This is a genomic window from Pseudoxanthomonas sp. 68-E7 (assembly GCF_057773145.1).
Window position 1 is genome coordinate 300,525 of record NZ_JBYMTI010000001.1, and the last position, 21,572, is coordinate 322,096.

The window sequence follows — 21,572 nt, forward strand, 5'->3', positions numbered from 1 at the left end:
TGGAGAATGCCATGTCCATCCGAGTATCGATGCGCCGGATCGCATCGCGGTTTGTCGTCCGTCCGGGCCTTCGCGGCCGGCTTGCTTCGTTCGATCGTGCAGGTGCGAGCATCAACGCGGTGATCCGCTTGCGGCCACGCGGGCGTTGGAGTGTGCTGTGCCTGTCGGGCCTGCTGGTGGCCTGTGGCGGACAGGAGACCGCGCCGCCGGCGCAACCGGCAGCCGCGCTGCCGCCCGCACTGACCCAGGTGCGCGAATGGCCCCTGCCGGCGCCGACGGGCGCGGCGCAGCCGGATCTGATCGTCGCTCCGGATGGGCGGCGCCTGCTGAGCTGGGTGGAACCGGTGGCGGGAGGCGGACACCGTCTGCAGCTGGCGTGGGCGGAGCGGGAAGGCTGGCAGGCGCCCATCACCGTCGCGCAGGGAACGGACTGGTTCCTCAACTGGGCCGATACCCCGCACGTGCAGGCGCTGCCGGACGGTTCGCTGTGGGCGCACTGGCTGCGCAGCACGGGGCCGTCGCGGATGGATTACGGCATCGATCTGGTGCGCTCCGGCGATGGTGGCCGCAACTGGACGCCGCCGCGACTGGTGCATCCGGCCGGCACCCGTGGCGACCATGGTTTCGTGACCTTCTGGGCACAGGCCGAGGATCAACTCGGCATCGCCTGGCTGGACAGCCGGCAGAAGGCGGCGGCGCCGGTATCGGCCACGGCGCGCGACGACAGCCACCACGACGGTCACCATGGCGGTGGCGCGATGATGCTGCGTGCCGCGCTGTATGGTGCGCAGGCACGGCAGCAGGCCGAGTGGCCGCTGGATGCGTCGACCTGCGACTGCTGCACCACGTCCTCGGCGATCACCCGCCGCGGCGTAGTGGTCGTTTACCGCGGGCGCGGCGCGGGCGAGATCCGCGACACCCGCATCGTCCGTTTCGACGGCAAGGCGTGGACCGCGCCACGCGATGTGCACGCCGATGGCTGGCACATGCCGGCCTGTCCGGTGAACGGTCCGGTGGTGGCCGCGCACGGCGACGACGTGTGGGTGGCGTGGTACACCGAAGCCGGCGGCGTGCCGGAACTGCGTGCCGCCCATTCGGCCGACGCGGGCGACCGCTTCGATGCGCCGGTCACGCTCGCGCGCGGCGGCCAGGTGCTCGGCCGGCTGGGCATGGCCTTCACCGGTGATCGCCTGCTGGCGACCTGGCTGGAGGAAACCGGCGCGGGTGAACAGCGCATCGTGCTGGGCACCTACGATCTGCGCTGGCGCCAGGCCGGACGCGTCGATGTCGCCACGCTGGCCGCGCGCGGTCGCGCCAGCGGCATGCCGCGCCTGCGCTGGGCCGGAGATGCGGCCTGGCTGGTGTGGACCGATGTTCACGACGGCAAGCCACGGCTTACCGGGGCTTCCGTGCGCTGACGCCGACGGACGTGCGCCACCCGTTTCCACGCATGCGGTACATGACGCGGCTGGCGGTGCTGGCCGCGCTGCTGATCGCGCTTGCCCCTTCGATCAGCCGCGTGCTGGGCAGCCGTGGCGGCGAGCCACTGGCCGGTTGGGCTGAACTGTGTACGCCGGCGGGATTGACCTGGGTGGACATCGCCGCGGCGAAGGCGCGAGAAACGGCGCCCGCGTCCGGCTGGCCGGACGAGGGCGATGCCTGTCCGCAATGCCCGCTGGCCGCGACGATGCCGCCGCCGCCGGACGCATTCCGCCTGCCATTGCCATGGCTTCCGCCGACAGCGAATCCCGAGTCGGAAGCCCCGTTGCCTGCACAAGGCACGCCGCCGGCGGGACCGGGGTGCCGGGGACCGCCGTCGGTGTAGCGCGCTCCTCACCGAACCCTTTCCCCGGCGCTGAACGCGTCGACCCCGGAGTTTTCCCATGTCGATTTCCCGCTGCGGGACGCCACGTGCGTCGCGCCTGTCCCTGGCCGTGTTCGCGGCCCTGGTCGTCCTTTCCTCCGCGCATGCCGCCGAGGCCGATTCACCCGTTCCTCCCCCGCAAGCCACCACGCTCGACGCCATCCGCGTCGAAGGCCGCCGCGCGGCGCTGGACGCGCCGGCGGGCACCGGTACCCGCCTGGCCTTGAGCGTGATGGAAACGCCCGCCGCGATCACCGTCATCGATCGCCAGGCCCTTGATGCGCGCGGCGTGCGCACGACCCAGGAAGCGCTGTCCGGGATTCCCGGCCTGACCGTGGCTTCGCCGCCGGGCAATGGCAACGCGGTCACCCTGCGCGGTTTTTCCGGTAGCCAGATCACCCAGTTGTTCAATGGCATCGACGTGCAGTACGCCTCGATCGCCGCGCGTCCGGTCGATGCCTGGCAATACGAGCGGGTGGAAGCGATCGGCGGTCCGTCGAGCTTTCTCCATGGTGCGGGCGCGGTCGGCGGCAGCATCAACTACGTCACCCGGCTGGCGCAGCTGCACGACGACGACGCGCGCTGGCAGGCCAGCATCGGATCCTTCCGCGATCGCACCCTGGCGATGGGCGCCAACCTGCGCCTGGGTGGCGATGCGGCGCGGCAGGCGCTGCGGGTGGATGTCAGCACCCGCGACGCCGACAGCGCGTTCGATGGCCAGCGGCGACAGGCGACGACCGCGGCGGCGTCATGGCTGGTGCAATGGACGCCCGCGCTGCGGCATACCCTGGCGCTGGAGCACCAACGCGAGGACAACGATCGTCCCTACTGGGGCACGCCGGTGCGCCAGCCCGCGCAGGGACGCCTGTCGGTGCTGCCGGGCACCGAGCGGCGCAACTACAACGTGGCCGATGGCTATTACGGACAGGACATCCTGTGGGCGCGCTCGATCCTGGAATGGTCGCCGGGCGAGGCGGACACCGTGCGCAACACGCTGTACCACTACGACGCGCTGCGCGACTATCGCAACGTCGAGAGCTATCGCCTGGACGCGGCCAACCGCGGCGTTATCCGGTCCGGCGCATTGCTGCAACGGCACGATCAACAGCTCTACGGCAATCGCCTGGAATGGACGCACGCCGGCACGCTGGGCCGGTTGCCTTCGCAATGGAACCTGGGCCTGGACGCCAGCTACAACCGCCAGACGCGGTTTCCGCTGTCGCTGCCCGCGACCATCGACACGGTGCCGCTGGACGCGATCACGCCGGGCCATTTCCTCGACGTGCCCGGCGCGACGCGGATCCATCGTCCCGATCGCACCAATCGCCTGCACACCCGGGCGCTGTACCTGGAAAACCTGACCAGGCTGACCCCGGCCCTGTCGTTGCTGACCGGACTGCGCCGCGATCGGATCCGCCTGGACGTGCTCAACCACCGCACCCCCAGCGCCAGCAATCCGGCCCGGTTCGAACGCGAGTACACGCCCACCACCGGCCGCGTGGCGTTGAACCGGGCGATCAGTCCGCAGGCAAGCGTGTACGCGCAGTACAGCACCGCCGCCGATCCGCCGGCCGGCATCCTCAGCACCGCCAACTTCGGCACCCTGCGCGATTTCGATCTCACCACCGGACGCCAGGGCGAACTGGGCGCCAAGTTCCAATCGCGCGACGGCCGCCACTACGCGACATTGGCTGCGTACCGCATCGTGCGCCGCAATCTGGCCATCAGCGATCCGGCCAATCCCGGCCAGACCGTGCCGGTGGGCCGGCAGTCGGCGCGGGGCCTGGAGGCGAGTTTCGGCTGGCAGCCCTGGCAGGGCCTGGAAGTGCAGGGCAACCTGGCCTGGGTGGACGCCCGCCTCGATGATTTCTTCGAGAACGCCGGTGGCGTGCCCGTGTCGCGCGCCGGCAATCGTCCGGCCAACACGCCCGCGCGGGTCGGCAACCTGTGGGTGGACTACGCTTTCGATGATCGCTGGTCGGCCGGCGTCGATCTGCGCGGGGTGTCGTCGCGCTACGCCAACGCGGCCAATACGCTGTCCACCGCCGGCTACGCGCTGTGGGGCGCGCACCTGAGCTGGCGCTGGCAGCCGCGCACCCGGCTCACCCTGCGTGGCCGCAACCTGGGCGACCGCACCCATGTGGTGTACGCGTTGAACGACGGCATGGTGTACCTGGGTGATCCGCGCAGCTGGGAAGTCGTACTGCAGCAGTCGTTCTGAACGGCTGGCCGGGTGAGTCGCGCGTTCGCGGACAACCGCGACGCGCGGTTCAACCGGGGCGGGCCAGCAGGTCGCGCAGCGCGTCTTCCAGTTCCGGGAAACGGAAGCGGAAACCTTCCACCAGCGCATGCATGGGGATCACGCGCTGGCCGGTGAGCATCAGTTGCGCGGCTTCGCCCAGCGCCAGCCGCAGCAGCGGGGTAGGCACCGGCAACAGCGCGGGCCGATGCAGGACCCGGCCCAGGCGGCGCGCGAAGTCGCGGTTGCGCACCGGTTCGGGTGCGGTGCCGTTGTAGGCGCCGCCGGCGGATTCCTGTTCCAGCAGCCACACGATCAGGGACACCAGATCCTTGCGATGGATCCAGCTCATCCATTGGCGGCCGTCGCCCATCGGCCCGCCCAGCCCCCAGCGGAATGGCGACAGCATCTTCCCCAGCGCGCCACCGTCCGCGCCCAGCACGATGCCGGTGCGCAGGCGGCACACCCGCAGGCCCAGATCCTCGGCCTGCATGGCCGCGTATTCCCAATCCCGGCAAAGGGTGGCGGCGAAGTCGTCGCCGGGCACGGTCGATTCGTCCAGCAGGACGTCGTCGTGCGGGCCGTAGTAGCCGATCGCCGACCCGGACACCAGCACGTGCGGCCGCCGCAGCTGCGGCGTCATCCAGCGGATCAGCTTGGCGGTGGTGCCCAGGCGCGAATCGCGGATGAGCTGCTTCTGGCGCACGTTCCAGCGCCGCCCCACCAGGGGTTCGCCGGCCAGGTTGACCACCGCCTCGATTTCGCCCGCCTCGGCCAGGTCCTCGATGACCGCCACCCCGGGCAGGCGCTGCCGGGCCAGGGCCGGCCGGCGCGACCAGACGGTCAGGCGATGGCCGCCCGCCAGCAGGCGGGTACACAGGGTGCGGCCGATGAAACCAGTGCCGCCGGTGAGCAGGATGCGCATTCGGGTGGGGCGAGGCGGGGTCCACCAGACTACGCCGGGGCGCGTGTTCCGCCCGTGGAAAGCAGCGTGCGCTCGGCTTCCGCGCTCCGGACGACTAAAATTCGCGGATGTCCGCTTCTCCACCGCGCATTCCCCTGTTGCTGCTCCCCGGCCTGCTGTGCGACGCCCGGCTGTGGCGGGACCAGGTGGTCGGCCTGGCCGACCTCGCCGAGGTCGCGGTCCCGGACCTGACCCTGGACGACAGCGTGGGCGCGATGGCCGCGCGCGTGCTGGCGCAGGCGCCGGAACGCTTCGCGCTGGGCGCACTGTCGATGGGCGGCTACGTCGCCTTCGAAATCCTGCGCCAGGCGCCGCGCCGGGTCTCCCGGCTCGCCCTGCTGGCGACCAGCGCGCGCGCCGACCCGCCCCAGCGCGCGGCGGTGCGCCGGGCCAGCCTGGCGCTGGCCGAGCGCGGCCGTTTCGCCGGCGTCACCCGCAAGCTGCTGCCGCAACTGGTGCATGCCAGCCGGGTCGACACCCCGGTGGGCGAGGAAGTGATGGCGATGGCCGAACGGGTCGGGCGCGATGCCTTCCTGCGCCAGCAGCACGCCATCCTGGATCGCCCCGACTCGCAACCGCTGCTGCCCGCGTTGGCGATGCCGACCGTGATCGGCGTGGGCGACGACGACCGCATGACCGCGCCGGAGGAATCGCGGATCCTCCACGCCGGCATTCCCGGCGCACGACTGCATGTATTCACCGATTGCGGCCACCTTCCCCCGATGGAGAAGCCGCAGGAAACCACCGCGCTGCTGCGTGCCTGGCTGACCGCCTGAGCCGCACTCCCATCACCCTTCACACACGAAACACAGGAGCATTTATGGAACTGGCAATGATCGGCTTGGGCCGCATGGGCGCCAACATGGCCGAACGCCTGACCCGCGGCGGACACCGCGTGCACGGCTATGATCCCGGCGAACCGGCGCGCCAGCAGGCGGCCGAGCGCGGCATCGCCATTGCCGATTCGCTGCAGGCGGCGGTGGCCGCGCTGCCGTCGCCGCGCATCGTCTGGGTGATGGTGCCGGCCGGCGTGGTCGACGAGACCCTGGACGCGCTGCTGCCGATGCTGTCGTCCGGCGATACCGTCATCGACGGCGGCAACTCCAACTACAAGGAAACCATGCGCCGCGGCGCACGCCTGGCCGAAGCTGGCGTGCACTACGTGGACAGCGGCACCAGCGGCGGCGTCTGGGGCCTGGCCGAGGGCTACAGCCTGATGATCGGCGGCGACGCCGCGGCGGTGGAAGCGCTGCGGCCGGTGTTCGAGACGCTCGCGCCGGCGGCCGATCGCGGCTGGGGCCATGTCGGTCCGTCCGGCGCCGGCCATTTCACCAAGATGATCCACAACGGCATCGAGTACGGAATGATGCAGGCCTTCGCCGAAGGCTTCGCCATCCTGGAACGCAAGGAAGCCTTCCACATCGATCTGCAGCAGGTCGCCGAGATCTGGCGTCACGGCAGCGTGGTGCGGTCCTGGTTGCTGGACCTGACCTCCGATGCGCTGAAGAAGAATCCGACCCTGGCCGGCATCGCGCCCTACGTCGAGGATTCGGGCGAAGGTCGCTGGACGGTCGCCGAGGCGATCGATCTGGACGTGTCCGCGCCGGTGATCACGATGTCGCTGCTGGAACGCCTGCGTTCGCGCGAGGACGATTCGTTCGCCGACAAGCTGCTGGCGGCGATGCGCAACGAGTTCGGCGGCCACCGCATCAAGCAGGGCTGAGCGCGCGTGGCGGCGGGCCGGTAACGCCGCCGCCACATCGCCATGACCCGCGCTTAGCGTCCGCGCTGCTAGCGTCGCGTTTTCCCCCGAAGGAGCCCGGATCATGAAGATCCTGATGGTGTTGACCTCGCACGACCAGTTGGGCGAAACCGGCAAGAAGACCGGTTTCTGGCTGGAGGAGTTCGCCGCGCCGTACTACGTGTTCAAGGACGCCGGCGCGGACGTCGTGCTGGCCTCGCCGCGCGGCGGCCAGCCGCCGCTGGATCCGAAGAGCGATGCCGCCGACGCGCAAACCCCGGCGACGGTGCGCTTCAACAACGACACCACCGCCATCGCCGAGCTGGCGCTGACGCGCCCACTGGCCGAGGTGCTGGACGAGGACGTGGACGCGGTGTTCTATCCCGGCGGACACGGACCATTGTGGGACCTGGCCGAGGATGCGGATTCAATCCGCCTGATCGAAAACCATTTCGCCGCCGGCCGGCCGATCGCCGCGGTGTGCCACGGGCCGGCGGTGCTGCGGCATGCGCAGGGCACGCTCAGCCAGCCACTGGTCAAGGACAAGCGGCTCACCGGGTTCACCAATGCCGAGGAAGCGGCGGTGGAACTCACCAACGTGGTGCCGTTCCTGCTGGAGGACGAACTGAAGGCCAAGGGTGCGAAGTTCGAGGCCGGCCCGCTGTTCCAGCCGCACGTGGTCGTGGATGGCAAGCTGGTCACCGGCCAGAATCCCGCATCCTCCGAACCGGCCGCGCGCGCGCTGCTCGAACTGATCGAATGAATTCCGGCGACCTTCACGGCTGCTTATCGCCCCGGCGCTAGAGTGGGGCCGTCCCTCCCTGGAGCGACGGCCATGATTGAAGTACCGCAGACGTTGTACACGCGGCAGGCCGACATCGACCGGCTCGAGGCGATGGTGCAGGCGCTGCCGGACGAAGCGGTGGTGGAACTGCGCCTGGTCGATGGCGGCACGCTGACCGGCACCATTTCCACGCGCCCGAGCGTGCAGGTATTCCGCGACGCCGACGGCATGGAAGGTTTCAACGCGGTGGTGCGGCTGGACGACCAGCGCGATCCCGCGCACGCGCACTACCTGTGGATGGACCGGATCCGCGAGATCGTCCAGATCGGTTCGGCCTGAGCCGGTTCGCCCGCATGCCGCAACTTCCATCCACCGACATCGCCTGTCCCTACTGCGGCGAGCTGATCACGCTGTTCGTCGACGAATCGGCGGGCGAGCAGGATTACATCGAGGACTGCCAGGTGTGCTGCCGGCCAATCGAGATTCGCGTCGGCATCGACGAGGACGGCGTGCCGGCGGTGGCGGTGCGGCGCCAGGACGATACCTGAGCCGGCCTTGACGCGGCGTTCGCCCGCGGCGATCCAGTATGCGGCGTCTTTTCCGAGGAGCGCGGCCATGTGCATCCGGAAGATCCTGGGCGGAGCCCTGTTGCTGCTGGCCACGGCATGCACGCCCGGCGCCGCGCAGCAGACGAGCGAAATCGGACCGAACCCGCGCTTGCCGGCGCCGCAGAAGCGCTGGCTTCCGACGGTGAACATCGCGCCGGCGGTCGGTTGGCCGGAAGGCGCGACGCCAGCCGCGGCCGAGGGACTGGCCGTGCAGGCATTCGCCCGTGGCCTGGATCATCCACGCTGGCTGTACGTGCTGCCCAACGGCGACGTGCTGGTGGCGGAGACCAATGCACCACCCAAGCCCGGCGAAAAGGGCGGACTGCGCAACTGGTTCATGAAGCGGACGATGGCCAAGGCCGGCGCCGGCGTGCCCAGTGCCAACCGCATCACCCTGCTGCGCGATGCCGATGGCGATGGCATCGCCGAAACCCGGCACGTACTGCTTTCGGATCTGTTCTCGCCGTTCGGCATGGCGCTGGTCGGCGACCAGCTCTACGTCGCCAATGCCGATGCGGTGGTGCGCGTCCCGTACCGCACGGGACAGACCCGCATCGACGCCAGGCCGGTGAAGGTGACGGATCTGCCCGGCGGCCCCATCAATCACCATTGGACCAAGAGCCTGGTCGCCAGCGCCGATGGACGGACGCTGTACGTGGGCGTGGGCTCCAACAGCAACGTCGGCGAGAACGGCATGGCGAATGAAACCGATCGCGCCGCGGTGCTGGCGATCGATATCGCCAGCGGACAGCGGCGGATGTACGCGTCCGGCCTGCGCAATCCGGTCGGACTGGCCTTTGAACCCGGCACCGGCGCGTTGTGGGTGGTGGTGAACGAGCGCGACGAAATCGGCGATCAACTGGTGCCGGACTACCTGACCCGCGTCCGCGAAGGCGCGTTCTACGGTTGGCCCTACAGTTACTACGGCGCGCACGTGGATGCGCGGGTGAAGCCACAGGAACCGGCGCGGGTGGCGCGGGCGATCGCGCCGGATTACGCGCTTGGCGCGCATGTCGCCGCGCTCGGTCTTGCGTTCGCGCGGGGCGACGCACTGCCGGAGCGCTTCCGCGAAGGCGCCTTCATCGGCCTGCACGGTTCCTGGAATCGTTCCGAACCTTCCGGCTACAAGGTGGTGTTCGTGCCGTTCGCGCACGGCCAGCCGGCGGGCTCGCCGATTGATTTGTTGAGCGGCTTCCTCGACGCCGATGGCAACGCGCGCGGACGACCGGTCGGCGTGGCATTCGATCGCACGGGCGCACTGCTGGTGGCGGACGACGTGGGCAACGTCGTCTGGCGGGTCGCGCCACGCTGAGGATGTAAGCGCAATGACAGTCCGCCGGGCGTATGCTCCCGTCGTCCCACATCCTGGGGAGGGGAGGGCATATGAACGGCACCATGGAGATTCCGCGTTCCAAGGGATTCTGGCTGGTGGCCATCATCGCGCTGGTCTGGAATCTGCTCGGCGTGGCGATGTTCTGGATGCAGGTCAACATGGGCGCCGAGGCCTTGGCGCGGATGACCGAGGCGCAACGGCAGGTCTACGAGCCACACCGGCCTGGCTCAACGTAGCGTTCGCGATCGCCGTGTTCGGTGGCGTGCTCGGTGCATTGGGCATGCTGATGGGAAAGCGCTGGGCGGTGACGATGTTCTTCGTCTCCTTGCTGGCACTGCTGGTGCAGATGATCGGCGCCTACCTGGTCACGCCGGCCTGGGACGCCTACGGCCCCGCGGGACTGGTGATGCCGGTGGTGCTGATCCTCATCGCGCTGCTGTTCTGGCGCTACGCGCAGAAGTGCGTGGTGCGGGGCTGGCTGGTGTAGGGAAGAACAGGAGCGAATCCCCCTCAATCCCCCTTTTGCGCTTTCAACAGCCGAATGGCTGGTCAAGGGGGAGGTAAAAGCCAATATACGAAGCAGCCCCCTTTTGTAAAGGTGGCGGTAAAAGCCGATGTACGAAACAGCCCCCTTTGCAGAAGGGGGCGGGCATCTGCGTAGCAGATGACGGGGGATTTGCTCCTGGCGCGAAAAGCAAATTCCCCTCAGTCCCCTTTTGCAAAGGGGGAGGCAAAAGCCGATGTACGAAACAGCCTCCTTTGCAAAAGGGGGCGGGCATCTGCGTAGCAGATGACGGGGGATTTGCTCCTGGCGCGAAAAGCAAATCCCCCTCAGTCCCCCTTTGACCAGCCATTCGGTGTTGAAAAGCGCTGCAAAGGGGGAGGCAGAAGCAGCATTCGCCGAATCCCGAATCCCGAATCCTGGCCCTCAATCCACCTCGGCCACATCCAGCCCGATGAAGCCGCCGGATTGCCGGCGCCACAGCGCCGCATACAGACCGTCGCGCTGCAGCAACTCGTCGTGGCTGCCGGTTTCGATGATGCGGCCCTGATCCATCACCACCAGCCGGTCCAGCACGGCGATGGTGGACAGGCGATGGGCGATCGCGATGACGGTCTTGCCTTCCATCAGCGCGTACAGTTGTTCCTGGATGGCGGCCTCGACCTCCGAGTCCAGCGCCGACGTGGCCTCGTCCAGCACCAGGATCGGCGCGTCCTTCAGCAGCACGCGCGCGATCGCCACGCGCTGGCGCTGGCCGCCGGACAGCTTCACCCCGCGCTCGCCGACGTGGGTGTCATAGCCGCTGCGGCCCTTGGCATCGGTCAGGGTGCGGATGAATTCGTCGGCATGCGCGCGCCGCGAGGCTTCGACGATCTGCGCCTCGCTCGCGTCGGGCCGGCCATAGCGGATGTTGTCGCGGATGGAGCGGTGCAGCAGGGAAGTGTCCTGGGTGACCATGCCGACATTGCGGCGCAGCGACTCCTGCCGGACGCCGGCAATGTCCTGGCCATCGACCAGGATCCGCCCGCCTTCCAGGTCGTAGAAGCGCAGCAGCAGGTTGACCAGGGTCGACTTGCCGGCGCCCGAGCGACCGACGATGCCGACCTTCTCGCCGGGACGGATGACCAGCGACAGATCCTCGATGACCTTGGACTGGCGGCCGTAGTGGAACTGCAGGTGCTCGAAACGGATTTCGCCGCGGCTGACTTCCAGATCGCGCGCGCCGTCGCCATCGGTGATCGCCAGCGGCTGGGCGATCGTGTTCATGCCGTCCTCGACCGTGCCGATGTTCTCGAACAGGCTGGCGACCTCCCACAGGATCCAGTCCGACATCGAGCGGATGCGCATCACCAGCGCGATGGCGACCGCGATCGCGCCCAGCGAAATCGACCCCTGAAGCCAGGCCATCACCGCCAGGCCGCCGACGCCGGCCAGCAACAGCGCGTTGATGCTGTGCAGGCTGACGGTCAGCTGGGTGACCAGGCGCATCTGCCGGTGCACGGTAACCATGAACTCGTCCATCGCGTCGCGCGCATAGTCCTGTTCGCGCATGGTGTGGGCGAACAGCTTGATGGTCTGGATGTTGGTGTAGCTGTCGACGATCCGGCCGGTCATCTGCGCGCGGGCGTCGGACTGGGCCATCGATACCCGCTGCAGGCGCGGGACGAACCAGAACAGGATGACCAGGTAGCCGACCAGCCACAGCGCCAGGGGCAGGATCAGGCGCAGGTCCGCGCGCCCGACCAGGATCACCGTGCCGACGAAGTAGACGAGGACGTAGACGAACACGTCCATCAGCTTCATCACCGTCTCGCGGATCGCCAGCGCGGTCTGCATGACCTTCTGCGAGATGCGGCCGGCGAACTCATCCTGGAAGAACGACACGCTCTGCCGCAGCAGGTAGCGGTGCGACAGCCAGCGGGCGATCATCGGATAGTTGCCGAAGATGGTCTGGTGGATGACCAGCGATTGCACCAGCACCAGCAGCGGGTACGCCACCACCACCAGCGCGCCCATCCACAGCAGGGTGGAGCCGTGGGTGGCCAGGAAGGTCGCGCGGTCGGCGCTGCCGAGCCAGTCGACCAGATCGCCCATGAAATCGAAGAACAGGATTTCAAGCGCCGAGATGGTGCCGGTCAGCACCGACATCAGCAGCAGCCACGGCAACAGCGGCCGCGAGTAGTGCAGCAGGAATGCGAACAGCTTGCGCGGCGGCGTGGCGGGCTCGCCGGCGGGGTAGGGATCAATCCGCTTTTCGAAGAATCGGAACATGGGTCGGGTCTTCCATGTGCAGGGGGCACGTCAGGGGGAGTGTCGGGCACGACGCCATCGGCATCGCCGGACCGTCACCGCGCCGGATAGGGCCAGGCCGCGCGCGCCTGGCGCAGGGCATGGCCCAGCCAGGCCAACTGGTCGAGCATGGTGGAGGCGGCCTGCGCGCAGGCCGCCGCGTCGCGCGGCTGCCCGTCGGCGCCGAACCGATCCCACGCCATCGGAAACAATATCGAATTGCGCACCGTGCAGGCGTGCAGTCCGGAGAACACCTGGCGCAGTTGCTCCACCGCGCGCGAACCGCCACTGACGCCGCCATACGCGACGAACGCCACCGGCTTGGCCTGCCAATGTTCCTGGACCGAATCGATCAGGAACTTCAGCGCCGCGGGATAGCCGTAATTGTACTCCGGCACCACCAGCAGGAAGGCATCGGCGCGCCAGATCCGCTGCTGCAGGTTCACCAGGTCGGGCGAGGGGGTCATCCCGTGCCGGTGCGGCAGATCCATCAGCGCCGGATCGACCACGTCCACGGTGTAGTCGCGGCGGCGGTCGATCTGGCCGCGGATCCAGTTGGCGACCACGTCGCAGAAGCGGCCTTCGCGGTTGCTGCCATAGATCAGGGCCAGTTCGAGGGGAGGGGTCATGACGGAACAGGGACTTGCAGGGAGAGGCCGTCCAGGGTAAAACCTCAATCAATATTGAGGTCAAGCGAGCGTGTCATGTCCGCGCAAGCCAACCCGGCGATGGCAAGGAAAAAAAAGGCGAACGTCTGCATGGAACTGACCGTGGGCGAGGTGGCGGCGCGGGCCGGCGTGGCGGTGTCCACCCTGCATTTCTACGAGAGCAAGGGACTCATCCACAGTTGGCGCAATGCCGGCAACCAGCGCCGCTATCCGCGCGAAGTGCTGCGCCGGGTCGCGATCATCAAGGTGGCGCAGCGGACCGGGATTCCGCTGGCCGAGATCCGTGACGCGCTGTCGTCGCTGCCGGAAGGGCGCACGCCCACCGCCGCGGACTGGCGCAAGCTGTCCGCGCGCTGGCAGGCGGATCTGGACGACCGCATCGAACGCCTGACCCGCCTGCGCGATCACATGGACAGCTGCATCGGCTGCGGCTGCCTGTCGCTGAAGGTCTGTCCGCTGCGCAACCCGCTGGACGAACTGTCCGAGGAAGGCCCGGGACCCCGCCTGCTGGATCCCTGAGGCGAATCCAGGCGAACGGTCCCGCCCTACGCGCAGGGAATTTCGCGGTGTTCCCCGGCGCTGCGGCTGCCCAGCTCGATCAGCCGCATCACCGCAATGGCTTCCTCCGGGGTGACCGGCGGCGGCGCGCCATCGACGATGGCCGCGCGCATGGCGCTGTAGTAGTGCCGGTAATCGCCGGACAGGCTGTCCACCGCCTGGGTGATCAAGGCGCCGTCCTGGCCGGCCAGGATCAACTCGCCCGGACGGGGATCCGAACCCCAGCCGGCATCGCCGGGCATGCCGCCGGCGCGCAGCCGGTCTTCCTGCGCGTCCAGGCCATGCTTCAGGTAACTGCCGCGCTCGCCATGTACCGCGAAACGCAGGCCGTTGCCGGCCACCAGTGAACCGGCATGCAGGTGCACGCGGGTACGCGGGTAGCGCAGCTGCACGTGGAAATAATCGGTGGCGCGCGCGCCCGTGCGCTGCCTGGCTAGGTCCGCCTGCACCGCCAGCGGCGTGCCGAACAACTGCAACGCCTGGTCGACCAGGTGTGGTCCGAGGTCGTACCAGAGCCCGGCGCCGGGCACGTCGCTCTCGCGCCAGCGCTGCGCAACCTGCGGACGATAGCGATCGAAATGGGAGTGGAATTCCGCCACGTCGCCGAGCGTGCCGTCTCCCAGCAACTGGCGCACGGTCAGGAAATCCGCATCCCAGCGCCGGTTCTGGAACACGCTGACCAGGCGCCGGCGGGCCCTGGCCTGGGCGATGACCCGCTCGGCTTCGTCCAGGGTGACGGTGAACGGCTTGTCCACCACCACGTGCTTGCCCTGCGCGAGCGCGGCGATCGCCAGCGGCGCGTGGGTTTCGTTGGGCGTGGCGACCACCACCAGATCGATGGTGGGATCGGCGAAGGCTTCGCCCGCGTCCGCCACCACGCGCACCCGCGGCAGATCCGCATGCACCTTGCCGGCGTCGCGCGAGACCACCGTGTGCAGAACCAGCCCCGGCGTGCGGCTCAGCAAGGGCGCGTGGAACACCTTGCCGACAAAGCCATAACCGAGCAGGGCGACATTGAGTGAACTGGACATGGATGGTCTTCCGCAAGGACAAGCACCGGCGCTCACCATCTTAACGCCTGCCTGGCGCAACTGAATGGCACGTCACGCATGCGCGGAAATGATCATCCTCTTCACGCCTGCTGTACGCCGGCGTGGCAAGACTGGCGCCGCGTTCCCGCAAAGGCAGGAGGCACCATGAAACATTCGAACACGATCCTTTTCCGTCTTCCGTTCGCCGCGGTCCTCACCGCCGGCGTCGCGCTGGCGAGCTTCGGCGCGTCGGCCCAGCAGCAGACCGAGCCGGAAGAACAACAAAGCGCGCAGCAGGGCGACTCAAACCAGCCCGTCAATGACACCTGGATTACCACCAAGGTCAAGACCGAATTGCTGGCCGCCGAGGACGTCTCCGGCCTGGACATCAAGGTCGAGACCACCAATGGCGAAGTAAAGCTGTCCGGCCGCGTCGACAACCAGGCCCAGATCGACAAGGCCGTGGCGGTCGCGCGTGGCGTCAAGGGCGTCGGCAAGGTCGACAGCAGCGGCCTGAGCGTGGGCACCAGGTAACGCCGCGTCGCTCGCCCGGAACATCTGCCGGCCATTGCCGGCGCATCGCTTGTGGCACGGAGCGGGTGCATCCCAGCGCAGGATGCACCCGCTTCTTTTCCATGCGTTGATGAGAACGGAACCGCAGGAAACGGTGCGATGGCGTCTCCGCCGATCGGCGCTCATTCCTGGAGGAAGTCCAGCAGCGCCCGGCGCTTGCGCGCACTCAGCCGGTTGAGCAGGTTCAGTAGGCGGCGCTGTTCGCCGGGAATCCGGTAGGACGCCCCCGGTTCGGAAACCTGGCGGCGATGCTGGCCATCGCCGGTTTCCAGCCAGTACGCATCGACGCCGAGCACGTGGGCGAGCGAACCGATCTTGGAAGTGCTTTTGCTGATGCCGCGTTCGAGCGCGGAATAGCTCGGTTGGGTGATGCCCACCGCCCGCGCGACCTGTTCCTGTGACATGCCGATCGCTGCACGCGCGTGCGTGAGTCGCTGGGCGAGAGTGGGGCCTGTCTTGACCATGCGCATACGCTAACGGTCGTGCCCGGTGGCAGGCAAACAGGCTTGCCTATCGAGGGTGCATATGCAAGGCTCTCTAACGAACGAAGCGTGCGTTTTTCCAGTGTTATTTTTCACTTTTACCTGCGCGCGTGATGCAAGGATTGCTGACAGGAGAAACCAAGATGCAGGCACGCGGAGTACCGGAAGCGGATCCCGGTTACCACCTTCCGGAAGAAGCGCAGCTGCAGTTGCAACAGGTGCGGGATCAACTGGAAATGATGGCGGCGATGGTGATGCCGGGGCAGCGGCGCGATGACGCCATCGACGCCCTGTGCCTGCAGCCTTCGGCGCTGGCGCACCGCTTCCGCCAGCTCGCACGCGAGATGAGCGACGCACTTGCCGCCGCGCGCTGGCGCGATTGAAATAAGCGGGGCCGGGTCCACCCGACCCGGCCCCACGCCATCCCTGACATCACCGGCTCCGCCGATGGCTTTTCCCTGTGCGTTCAGCGCTGCACGAGCGTGGTGTCGTTCCCGGCCCGCGGCGCAGGCTCGCCGATCTCGCGCTTGACCGTGGCCAGCGCCGGATCCACATCGGGTTCGCCCCAACCGCCGAGCGACTTGTACACCGCGACCACGCCGACGTTGACGCCGGCTTCGGCCTGCGCGAGCGCATCGTCGGCCGCCAGCTGCGTGCGTTGCGCATCCAGCAGGGTGAGGAAGTCCGACGCACCGACCCGGTAACGGGCCTCGGCCAGTTCCGCGGCCCGGCGGGCGGCGGTGGCCTGCTCGTTCACGCGCAGCAACTGGGTCTGCCGCTTGGCATAGCCCAGCAGCGCGTTCTCGGTGTCTTCCAGCGCACCCAGCACCGCCTTCTCGTACTCGGCCACGGCACCATCGTTCTGCGCCTGCACCGCACGCAGGCGCGCACGCACGCTGCCGAGATCGAACGCGGCCCAGCTGATCGACGGCGTCACCGACCAGGCCTTGTTGTCACCGTTGATCAGGCCGCTGAAGTCACCGGCGAGGAAGCCGACGAAGCCGCGGATGCTGACCCGCGGAAACAGGTCCGCGGTGGCGACGCCGACCCGCGCGGTGGCCGAGGCCAGGCGGCGTTCGGCGGCGCGCACGTCCGGACGTTGCCGCAGCAGCGTGCCGGTGTCGCCGATCGGCAGCACCTTCACCAGTGCCGGCGTTTCCCGTGGCGCCAGCAGCGCGTCGAGCGTGCCGGGCCGGCGTCCGGTCAGCACTTCGATGCGATGGCGCGATTGCGCCTCGGCGGTTTCCAGCACCGGCAGGGTCGCCTCGATCGCCTTCATTCGCGCCAGGCTGCTCTGCACCTCCAGCTCGGTGCCGGCGCCGAGTTCCCAGCGCGACTCGGTCAGCCGCTGGGTCTCGCCCAGGTTGCCCAAGGTCTTGCGGGCCACGTCCAGGCGCTTCTGCGCGCCGCGCAGTTCGAAGTAGTTGCGCGCGACCTCCGCCGCCACGCTGACCTGCATGGCGGTCATGTCGTTGCGCTGTGCCTGCAGATCCGCGTGCGCGGCCTCGGCGGACCGGCGCAGGCGACCGAATAGATCCAGTTCCCAGGCGGCGTCGAAGCCGACGCTGTCGGTCTCGGTCTCCACCCGGCCCTGATCGGCGACCGGCTGCTTGCTGCGGGTCTGTTCGACGCCCAACTGCACGTGCGGGGCCAGATCCAGCCGGCGCTCGCTGAACACCGCGCGTGCTTCCTGCACCCGGGCCGCGGCGATCCACAGATCGGGATTGGCGGCCAGGGCGTCGGCGATCAGCTGATCAAGGGTGGCGTCCTCGAACTGCGACCACCAGTTGGCGACCGGGCGGGTGTCGCTGAACGCGGCTTCGCTGGCGCTGGGCAGTGTCGCCGGCGCCAGTTCGGGAGCGCGATAGTCGGGGCCGACCGTGGCGCAGGCGGCCAGCAGCGCCGAGGCGATGCCGACGACGAGGGTACGGATCACCATGGCAGCACCTCCTCGCGATGGAAGAAACCGCCCTGCGGGCCGTTGTCGTCGATCAGTGCCAGGGCGACGCTGGTGCGCGCCCCATCGGCGATGTCCAGCTCGCCTTCGCCGGCATTCATGTCGGTCTTCACGTAGCCGGGATGGATGGTGTTGACCTTGATCCGGCTGTCGCGCAGTTCATAGGCCAGCTGCACCGTCCAGGCGTTCACCGCGCTCTTGGACACGTTGTAGGCGGGCACCTTGAAGTCGTAGATGGGCGAGGCGGGATCCGCGTTCAACGCGACCGAGCCCAGGATGCTGGACACGTTGACGATGCGGCCGGCGTTGGACTTGTGCAGCAGCGGCAGGAACGCCTGGGTCACCGCGATCAGGCCGAACACGTTGGTGTCGAAGGTCGTGCGCCAGGTCGAAGCGGTCTGCTCGGACACCTTCTTGCCGGACTCGTCGACCAGGATGCCGGCGTTGTTGACCAGGATGTCCAGACGGCCGTGGCGCGCAGCGACGGTGCTCACCGCCTCGGCGATGCTGGCATCGCTGGTGACGTCCAGCGCGATCGCTTCCACCGGCAGGCCATCGGCCTGCAACTTGAGCGCGGCCTCGACCGCGCGGTTGCGATCGCGTCCGGCCAGCAGCGTGTGCACGCCGGCCTCGGCCAGCTGGCGCACGGTCTGCAGGCCGATGCCGCGGGTGGCGCCGGTGACCAGCGCGATGCGGGATGTGTCTTGCATGGGATTCTCCAGTAAATGGGGGAGGGAGAAACGAACCGGGGAAGGAAGGATCAGGCGTGGGCGTCACCGGCCGGGTGCGCCGGGGCGTGCGAGACCAGCGGGCGATGCGCGAGCTTGCGCAGCGCCACGTAGAACACCGGGGTCAGGAACAGGCCGAACAGGGTCACGCCCAGCATGCCGGCGAACACGGTGATGCCGGTGACCGAGCGGACTTCCGCACCGGCGCCGGTCGACAGCACCAGCGGCACGGTGCCGGCGATGAACGCCACCGAGGTCATGATGATCGGGCGCAGGCGCAGGCGGCAGGCTTCCAGCGCCGACTCCACGATGCTCTTGCCCTGCAGTTCCAGTTCGCGGGCGAACTCGACGATCAGGATCGCGTTCTTGCACGCCAGGCCCATCAGCACCACCAGGCCGACCTGCACGAACACGTTGTTGTCGCCACCGGTCAACCAGACGCCGGCCAGCGCGGACAGCAGCGTCATCGGCACGATCAGGATCACCGCCAGCGGCAGGGTCCAGCTTTCGTACAGCGCGGCAAGCACCAGGAAGGCCAGCATGACCGCCAGCGGGAACACCACCAGCGCGGCCTTGCCCTGGGTGGCCTGCTGGTAGCTCAGGTCGCTCCAGTCGATGCCCATGCCGGTCGGCAGGACCTTCTCGGCCAGTTCGGTGACCTTGGCCATCGCTTCGCCGGAAGAGAGCACGCGCGGGTCGGCTTCACCCAGCAGGTCGGCGGCCGGATAGCCGTTGAAGCGGATCACCGGATCCGGACCGTAGGTCTGCTTGATGTTGACCATGCTGCCGACCGGGACCATTTCGCCGTTGGCATTGCGGGTACGCAGGTTGGCGATGTCCTCGACGCTGTCGCGGAACGGGCCGTCGGCCTGCGCGACCACCTGCCAGGTGCGGCCGAACATGTTGAAGTCGTTGACGTAGGCCGAACCCAGGTAGGTCTGCAGGGTGTCGAACAGCTCGGTCAGCGGCACGCCCTGGGCCTTGGCCTTGACGCGATCGACCTCGGCGTCCAGCTGCGGCACGTTGGCCTGGTAGCTGCTGATCGGGAAGCCCATGCCCGGCGTCTGCGACGCCGCGCCCTGGAACGCCTGCACCGCGTTCTGCAACTCGCCGTAACCCAGGCGGGTGCGGTCCTCGATGAACAGCGACCAGCCCGAACCGTTGCCCAGGCCCTGGATGGGCGGCGGCATCAGCGCGAAGGTGAAGCCTTCCTGGATGGAGGAGAACTTCTGGTTCAGCTCGGCGGTGATCTGCTCGGCGCTGTTCTTGCGCTCACCGAACGGCTTGAGGTTGAAGAACACCACGCCGCTGTTGGGCGTATTGGTGAACTGCAGCGGATTCAGGCCGGGGAAGGCGATTTCGTCCTGCACGCCTTCCACTTCCATCGCCATCTTGGCCATTTTCTTCAGCACCGCGTCGGTGCGTTCGATGGACGCGCCTTCCGGCATCTTCACGCCGGCGATGATGTACAGCTTGTCCTGCAGCGGAATGAAGCCCGCCGGCACCGCCTTGAACATCACGCCCGCGCCGATCAGCAGCACCACGTACACCGCGAACACCGCGCCGCGACGGCCCAGCGCACGCGAGACCGCGCCTTCATAGCGTTCGGAACTGCGCTTGAAGAACCGGTTGAACGGACGGAACAGCCAGCCGAACAGGCGGTCGATGATCCGCGCCGGGGCGTCCTTGGGTGCGCCGTGCGGCTTCAGCAGCTTGGCGGCCAGCGCCGGCGACAGGGTCAGCGAGTTGATCGCCGAGATCACGGTGGAGATGGCGATGGTGACCGCGAACTGCTTGTAGAACTGGCCGGTCACGCCGGTCAGGAACGCCATCGGCACGAACACCGCGCACAGCACCAGCGCGATCGCGATGATCGGGCCGGACACTTCCTTCATCGCCAGGTGCGCCGCTTCCAGCGGCGTTGCGCCTTCCTCGATATGGCGTTCGACGTTTTCCACCACCACGATGGCGTCGTCCACCACGATGCCGATGGCCAGCACCAGGCCGAACAGGGTCAGCGTGTTGATCGAATAGCCCAGCAGGTAGAGCACGGCGAAGGTGCCGACCACCGATACCGGCACCGCCAGCAGCGGGATGATCGAGGCGCGCCAGGTCTGCAGGAACAGGATCACCACCAGCACCACCAGCAGGGTGGCTTCCAGCAGCGTGGTGATCACCGACTTGATCGAATCGCGCACGAACACCGTGGTGTCGTACACCGAGGTGATCTCCACGCCCGGCGGCAGCTTCTTGCGGATCTCGGCCATCTTCTCGACGACCGAATCGCGGATGTTGAGCGCGTTGGCGCCCGGGGCCTGGAAGATGCCCAGCGCGGCGGCGTTCATGCCGTTCAGGCGCGCGCGCAGGGTGTAGTCGCCCGCGGCCAGTTCAATCCGGGCCACGTCCGACAGGCGCACGATTTCGCCTTCATTGCCGCTCTTGAGCACGATGTCGCCGAATTCCTCGGGAGTTTCGAGGCGACCCTTGGCATTGATCGGCAGCAGGAAGTCGCTGCCGTTGGGCATCGGCTCGGCACCGAGCTGGCCGGCCGAGACCTGCACGTTCTGCTCGCGCACCGAACGCAGCACGTCGCTGGCGGTCAGGCCGCGCGAGGCGACCTTGTCCGGATCCAGCCAGATGCGCATGGCGTAGTCGCCGCCACCGAAGGCCTGGGCGTCGCCGACGCCGGCGATGCGCGCCATTTCGTCCTTCACGTGCAGGCGCATGTAGTTGCGCAGGTACAGCGAGTCGTACTTGCCGTCCTTGGACACGAGGTGGACGACCATCAGGAACACCGGCGATTGCTTCTGGGTGGTCACGCCCTGGCGGCGGACATCCTCGGGCAGGCGTGCCTGCGCCTGGGCGACGCGGTTCTGCACGCGCACCGCGGCCTCGTCCGGGTCGGTGCCCGGCTTGAAGGTCACGGTCAGCTGCAGCACGCCGTCGGAGCCGGCGACGGACTTGATGTACATCATGTCCTCGACGCCGTTGATGGCTTCTTCCAGCGGGGTGGCGACGGTTTCGGCGATGACCTTGGGGTTGGCGCCGGGATAGACCGTGCGCACGACCACCGAGGGCGGCACCACTTCGGGGTACTCGCCGATCGGCAGCATCGGGATCGAGATCAGGCCGGCGGCGAAGATCACGATCGACAACACCGCGGCGAAGATCGGCCGGTCGATGAAGAATCTTGAGAAGTCCATGGGTGGATTTCCTTGGGAAATTGAAAGCAACAGACTTGCCCCTCCCCC

The 21,572-nt window shown here is 68.2% G+C and carries 22 protein-coding genes; 14 read left to right on the forward strand and 8 right to left on the reverse strand.

All coding sequences use genetic code 11. The annotated features are described in order from the left end of the window. Positions 1-11 precede the first annotated feature (11 nt). Genes AC3DE2_RS01460 through AC3DE2_RS01470 form a run of 3 tightly spaced genes read left to right on the forward strand, consistent with a single transcriptional unit; the run spans position 12 to position 4,085 of the window. The gene (locus tag AC3DE2_RS01460; RefSeq protein WP_488424760.1) at positions 12-1,418 is read left to right on the forward strand and encodes a hypothetical protein; all 1,407 of its coding nucleotides are present in this window, start codon (positions 12-14) and stop codon (positions 1,416-1,418) included. Positions 1,419-1,450: 32 nt separating this feature from the next. Next, positions 1,451-1,825, forward strand: a complete 375-nt coding sequence (locus tag AC3DE2_RS01465) for a DUF2946 family protein (RefSeq protein WP_295376445.1) — start codon at positions 1,451-1,453, stop codon at positions 1,823-1,825. Between the two features lie 58 nt (positions 1,826-1,883). After that, positions 1,884-4,085, forward strand: coding sequence for a TonB-dependent receptor (locus AC3DE2_RS01470; protein ID WP_488424762.1), 2,202 nt, complete (start codon positions 1,884-1,886; stop codon positions 4,083-4,085). Between the two features lie 49 nt (positions 4,086-4,134). Here the strand turns inward: AC3DE2_RS01470 and AC3DE2_RS01475 are convergent, their stop codons facing one another. Next, positions 4,135-5,028: a TIGR01777 family oxidoreductase gene (locus AC3DE2_RS01475; protein ID WP_488424764.1), complete on the reverse strand. Its 894-nt coding sequence runs from the start codon at positions 5,026-5,028 to the stop codon at positions 4,135-4,137. 107 nt (positions 5,029-5,135) lie between these two features. On the opposite strand from AC3DE2_RS01475, the gene AC3DE2_RS01480 reads away from it, so the two are divergent. The 8 genes from AC3DE2_RS01480 (at position 5,136) to AC3DE2_RS01515 (ending at position 10,020) form a co-directional block, all read left to right on the forward strand. Then, positions 5,136-5,843, forward strand: a complete 708-nt coding sequence (locus AC3DE2_RS01480) for an alpha/beta fold hydrolase (RefSeq protein ID WP_488424765.1) — start codon at positions 5,136-5,138, stop codon at positions 5,841-5,843. A gap of 44 nt (positions 5,844-5,887) precedes the next feature. Beyond that, entirely contained in the window at positions 5,888-6,790 is a 903-nt protein-coding gene (gene gnd, locus AC3DE2_RS01485) for a phosphogluconate dehydrogenase (NAD(+)-dependent, decarboxylating) (protein WP_488424767.1), read from the forward strand. Positions 6,791-6,893: 103 nt separating this feature from the next. Beyond that, complete coding sequence (locus tag AC3DE2_RS01490; RefSeq protein ID WP_295376457.1) at positions 6,894-7,571, forward strand: type 1 glutamine amidotransferase domain-containing protein; 678 nt, start codon at positions 6,894-6,896, stop codon at positions 7,569-7,571. Positions 7,572-7,643: 72 nt separating this feature from the next. Further along, positions 7,644-7,931, forward strand: coding sequence for a DUF3247 family protein (locus tag AC3DE2_RS01495; RefSeq protein WP_295376460.1), 288 nt, complete (start codon positions 7,644-7,646; stop codon positions 7,929-7,931). Between the two features lie 14 nt (positions 7,932-7,945). Then, positions 7,946-8,140: a CPXCG motif-containing cysteine-rich protein gene (locus tag AC3DE2_RS01500; RefSeq protein ID WP_295376462.1), complete on the forward strand. Its 195-nt coding sequence runs from the start codon at positions 7,946-7,948 to the stop codon at positions 8,138-8,140. 67 nt (positions 8,141-8,207) lie between these two features. Then, the gene (locus tag AC3DE2_RS01505; protein WP_488424769.1) at positions 8,208-9,512 is read left to right on the forward strand and encodes a PQQ-dependent sugar dehydrogenase; all 1,305 of its coding nucleotides are present in this window, start codon (positions 8,208-8,210) and stop codon (positions 9,510-9,512) included. 71 nt (positions 9,513-9,583) lie between these two features. Then, the gene (locus tag AC3DE2_RS01510) at positions 9,584-9,769 is read left to right on the forward strand and encodes a hypothetical protein (protein WP_488424771.1); all 186 of its coding nucleotides are present in this window, start codon (positions 9,584-9,586) and stop codon (positions 9,767-9,769) included. A 44-nt stretch (positions 9,770-9,813) separates the two neighbouring features. Further along, on the forward strand, positions 9,814-10,020 hold the full coding sequence (locus AC3DE2_RS01515; protein WP_488424773.1) for a hypothetical protein: 207 nt from the start codon (positions 9,814-9,816) through the stop codon (positions 10,018-10,020). A gap of 441 nt (positions 10,021-10,461) precedes the next feature. Here AC3DE2_RS01515 and AC3DE2_RS01520 read toward each other — a convergent pair whose 3' ends face one another. After that, entirely contained in the window at positions 10,462-12,306 is a 1,845-nt protein-coding gene (locus AC3DE2_RS01520; RefSeq protein WP_295376466.1) for an ABC transporter ATP-binding protein, read from the reverse strand. Positions 12,307-12,380: 74 nt separating this feature from the next. Further along, positions 12,381-12,953: an NADPH-dependent FMN reductase gene (locus AC3DE2_RS01525; RefSeq protein ID WP_295376468.1), complete on the reverse strand. Its 573-nt coding sequence runs from the start codon at positions 12,951-12,953 to the stop codon at positions 12,381-12,383. Between the two features lie 75 nt (positions 12,954-13,028). Between AC3DE2_RS01525 and soxR the strand changes: the two genes are divergently transcribed. Further along, on the forward strand, positions 13,029-13,511 hold the full coding sequence (soxR, locus tag AC3DE2_RS01530; RefSeq protein ID WP_295376470.1) for a redox-sensitive transcriptional activator SoxR: 483 nt from the start codon (positions 13,029-13,031) through the stop codon (positions 13,509-13,511). Between the two features lie 26 nt (positions 13,512-13,537). Here soxR and AC3DE2_RS01535 read toward each other — a convergent pair whose 3' ends face one another. Next, complete coding sequence (locus AC3DE2_RS01535; RefSeq protein ID WP_488424776.1) at positions 13,538-14,581, reverse strand: oxidoreductase; 1,044 nt, start codon at positions 14,579-14,581, stop codon at positions 13,538-13,540. Between the two features lie 165 nt (positions 14,582-14,746). On the opposite strand from AC3DE2_RS01535, the gene AC3DE2_RS01540 reads away from it, so the two are divergent. Further along, a complete protein-coding gene (locus tag AC3DE2_RS01540) occupies positions 14,747-15,115 on the forward strand; it encodes a BON domain-containing protein (RefSeq protein ID WP_488424778.1) in 369 nt (122 codons plus the stop codon). Between the two features lie 161 nt (positions 15,116-15,276). Here the strand turns inward: AC3DE2_RS01540 and AC3DE2_RS01545 are convergent, their stop codons facing one another. Continuing rightward, positions 15,277-15,624: a helix-turn-helix domain-containing protein gene (locus AC3DE2_RS01545; RefSeq protein WP_488424779.1), complete on the reverse strand. Its 348-nt coding sequence runs from the start codon at positions 15,622-15,624 to the stop codon at positions 15,277-15,279. 155 nt (positions 15,625-15,779) lie between these two features. Here AC3DE2_RS01545 and AC3DE2_RS01550 point away from each other — a divergent pair, with 155 nt between their 5' ends. After that, the gene (locus tag AC3DE2_RS01550; RefSeq protein WP_488424781.1) at positions 15,780-16,019 is read left to right on the forward strand and encodes an XAC0095 family protein; all 240 of its coding nucleotides are present in this window, start codon (positions 15,780-15,782) and stop codon (positions 16,017-16,019) included. Positions 16,020-16,102: 83 nt separating this feature from the next. Here AC3DE2_RS01550 and AC3DE2_RS01555 read toward each other — a convergent pair whose 3' ends face one another. From AC3DE2_RS01555 to AC3DE2_RS01565, 3 genes are read right to left on the reverse strand one after another with little or no spacing between them, the layout of a single operon-like run. Then, positions 16,103-17,575 (reverse strand): efflux transporter outer membrane subunit, encoded by a 1,473-nt coding sequence (locus AC3DE2_RS01555; protein WP_295376480.1) that lies wholly within the window; start codon positions 17,573-17,575, stop codon positions 16,103-16,105. Next, positions 17,569-18,303 carry an SDR family oxidoreductase gene (locus tag AC3DE2_RS01560; protein WP_295376482.1) on the reverse strand — a complete coding sequence of 245 codons (735 nt, stop codon included), beginning with the start codon at positions 18,301-18,303 and terminating at the stop codon, positions 17,569-17,571. Before AC3DE2_RS01560 ends, AC3DE2_RS01555 begins: the two co-directional genes overlap by 7 nt. A 50-nt stretch (positions 18,304-18,353) precedes the next feature. Next, positions 18,354-21,524: an efflux RND transporter permease subunit gene (locus AC3DE2_RS01565; RefSeq protein ID WP_488424782.1), complete on the reverse strand. Its 3,171-nt coding sequence runs from the start codon at positions 21,522-21,524 to the stop codon at positions 18,354-18,356. Positions 21,525-21,572 lie beyond the last annotated feature (48 nt).

Excerpts from the sequence above, each read along its gene's own strand:
- AC3DE2_RS01550 (WP_488424781.1), top strand. The coding sequence starts at position 15,780 with ATGCAGGCACGCGGAGTACCGGAAGCGGATCCCGGTTACCACCTTCCG.
- AC3DE2_RS01470 (WP_488424762.1), top strand. The coding sequence starts at position 1,884 with ATGTCGATTTCCCGCTGCGGGACGCCACGTGCGTCGCGCCTGTCCCTG.
- AC3DE2_RS01515 (WP_488424773.1), top strand. The coding sequence starts at position 9,814 with ATGCTGATGGGAAAGCGCTGGGCGGTGACGATGTTCTTCGTCTCCTTG.
- AC3DE2_RS01500 (WP_295376462.1), top strand. The coding sequence starts at position 7,946 with ATGCCGCAACTTCCATCCACCGACATCGCCTGTCCCTACTGCGGCGAG.
- AC3DE2_RS01535 (WP_488424776.1), bottom strand. The coding sequence starts at position 14,581 with ATGTCCAGTTCACTCAATGTCGCCCTGCTCGGTTATGGCTTTGTCGGC.
- AC3DE2_RS01460 (WP_488424760.1), top strand. The coding sequence starts at position 12 with ATGTCCATCCGAGTATCGATGCGCCGGATCGCATCGCGGTTTGTCGTC.
- AC3DE2_RS01545 (WP_488424779.1), bottom strand. The coding sequence starts at position 15,624 with ATGCGCATGGTCAAGACAGGCCCCACTCTCGCCCAGCGACTCACGCAC.
- AC3DE2_RS01520 (WP_295376466.1), bottom strand. The coding sequence starts at position 12,306 with ATGTTCCGATTCTTCGAAAAGCGGATTGATCCCTACCCCGCCGGCGAG.
- AC3DE2_RS01505 (WP_488424769.1), top strand. The coding sequence starts at position 8,208 with ATGTGCATCCGGAAGATCCTGGGCGGAGCCCTGTTGCTGCTGGCCACG.
- AC3DE2_RS01555 (WP_295376480.1), bottom strand. The coding sequence starts at position 17,575 with ATGGTGATCCGTACCCTCGTCGTCGGCATCGCCTCGGCGCTGCTGGCC.
- AC3DE2_RS01525 (WP_295376468.1), bottom strand. The coding sequence starts at position 12,953 with ATGACCCCTCCCCTCGAACTGGCCCTGATCTATGGCAGCAACCGCGAA.
- AC3DE2_RS01490 (WP_295376457.1), top strand. The coding sequence starts at position 6,894 with ATGAAGATCCTGATGGTGTTGACCTCGCACGACCAGTTGGGCGAAACC.
- AC3DE2_RS01565 (WP_488424782.1), bottom strand. The coding sequence starts at position 21,524 with ATGGACTTCTCAAGATTCTTCATCGACCGGCCGATCTTCGCCGCGGTG.
- AC3DE2_RS01495 (WP_295376460.1), top strand. The coding sequence starts at position 7,644 with ATGATTGAAGTACCGCAGACGTTGTACACGCGGCAGGCCGACATCGAC.
- AC3DE2_RS01465 (WP_295376445.1), top strand. The coding sequence starts at position 1,451 with ATGCGGTACATGACGCGGCTGGCGGTGCTGGCCGCGCTGCTGATCGCG.
- AC3DE2_RS01475 (WP_488424764.1), bottom strand. The coding sequence starts at position 5,028 with ATGCGCATCCTGCTCACCGGCGGCACTGGTTTCATCGGCCGCACCCTG.
- AC3DE2_RS01540 (WP_488424778.1), top strand. The coding sequence starts at position 14,747 with ATGAAACATTCGAACACGATCCTTTTCCGTCTTCCGTTCGCCGCGGTC.
- AC3DE2_RS01480 (WP_488424765.1), top strand. The coding sequence starts at position 5,136 with ATGTCCGCTTCTCCACCGCGCATTCCCCTGTTGCTGCTCCCCGGCCTG.
- AC3DE2_RS01510 (WP_488424771.1), top strand. The coding sequence starts at position 9,584 with ATGAACGGCACCATGGAGATTCCGCGTTCCAAGGGATTCTGGCTGGTG.
- AC3DE2_RS01560 (WP_295376482.1), bottom strand. The coding sequence starts at position 18,303 with ATGCAAGACACATCCCGCATCGCGCTGGTCACCGGCGCCACCCGCGGC.
- gnd (WP_488424767.1), top strand. The coding sequence starts at position 5,888 with ATGGAACTGGCAATGATCGGCTTGGGCCGCATGGGCGCCAACATGGCC.
- soxR (WP_295376470.1), top strand. The coding sequence starts at position 13,029 with ATGTCCGCGCAAGCCAACCCGGCGATGGCAAGGAAAAAAAAGGCGAAC.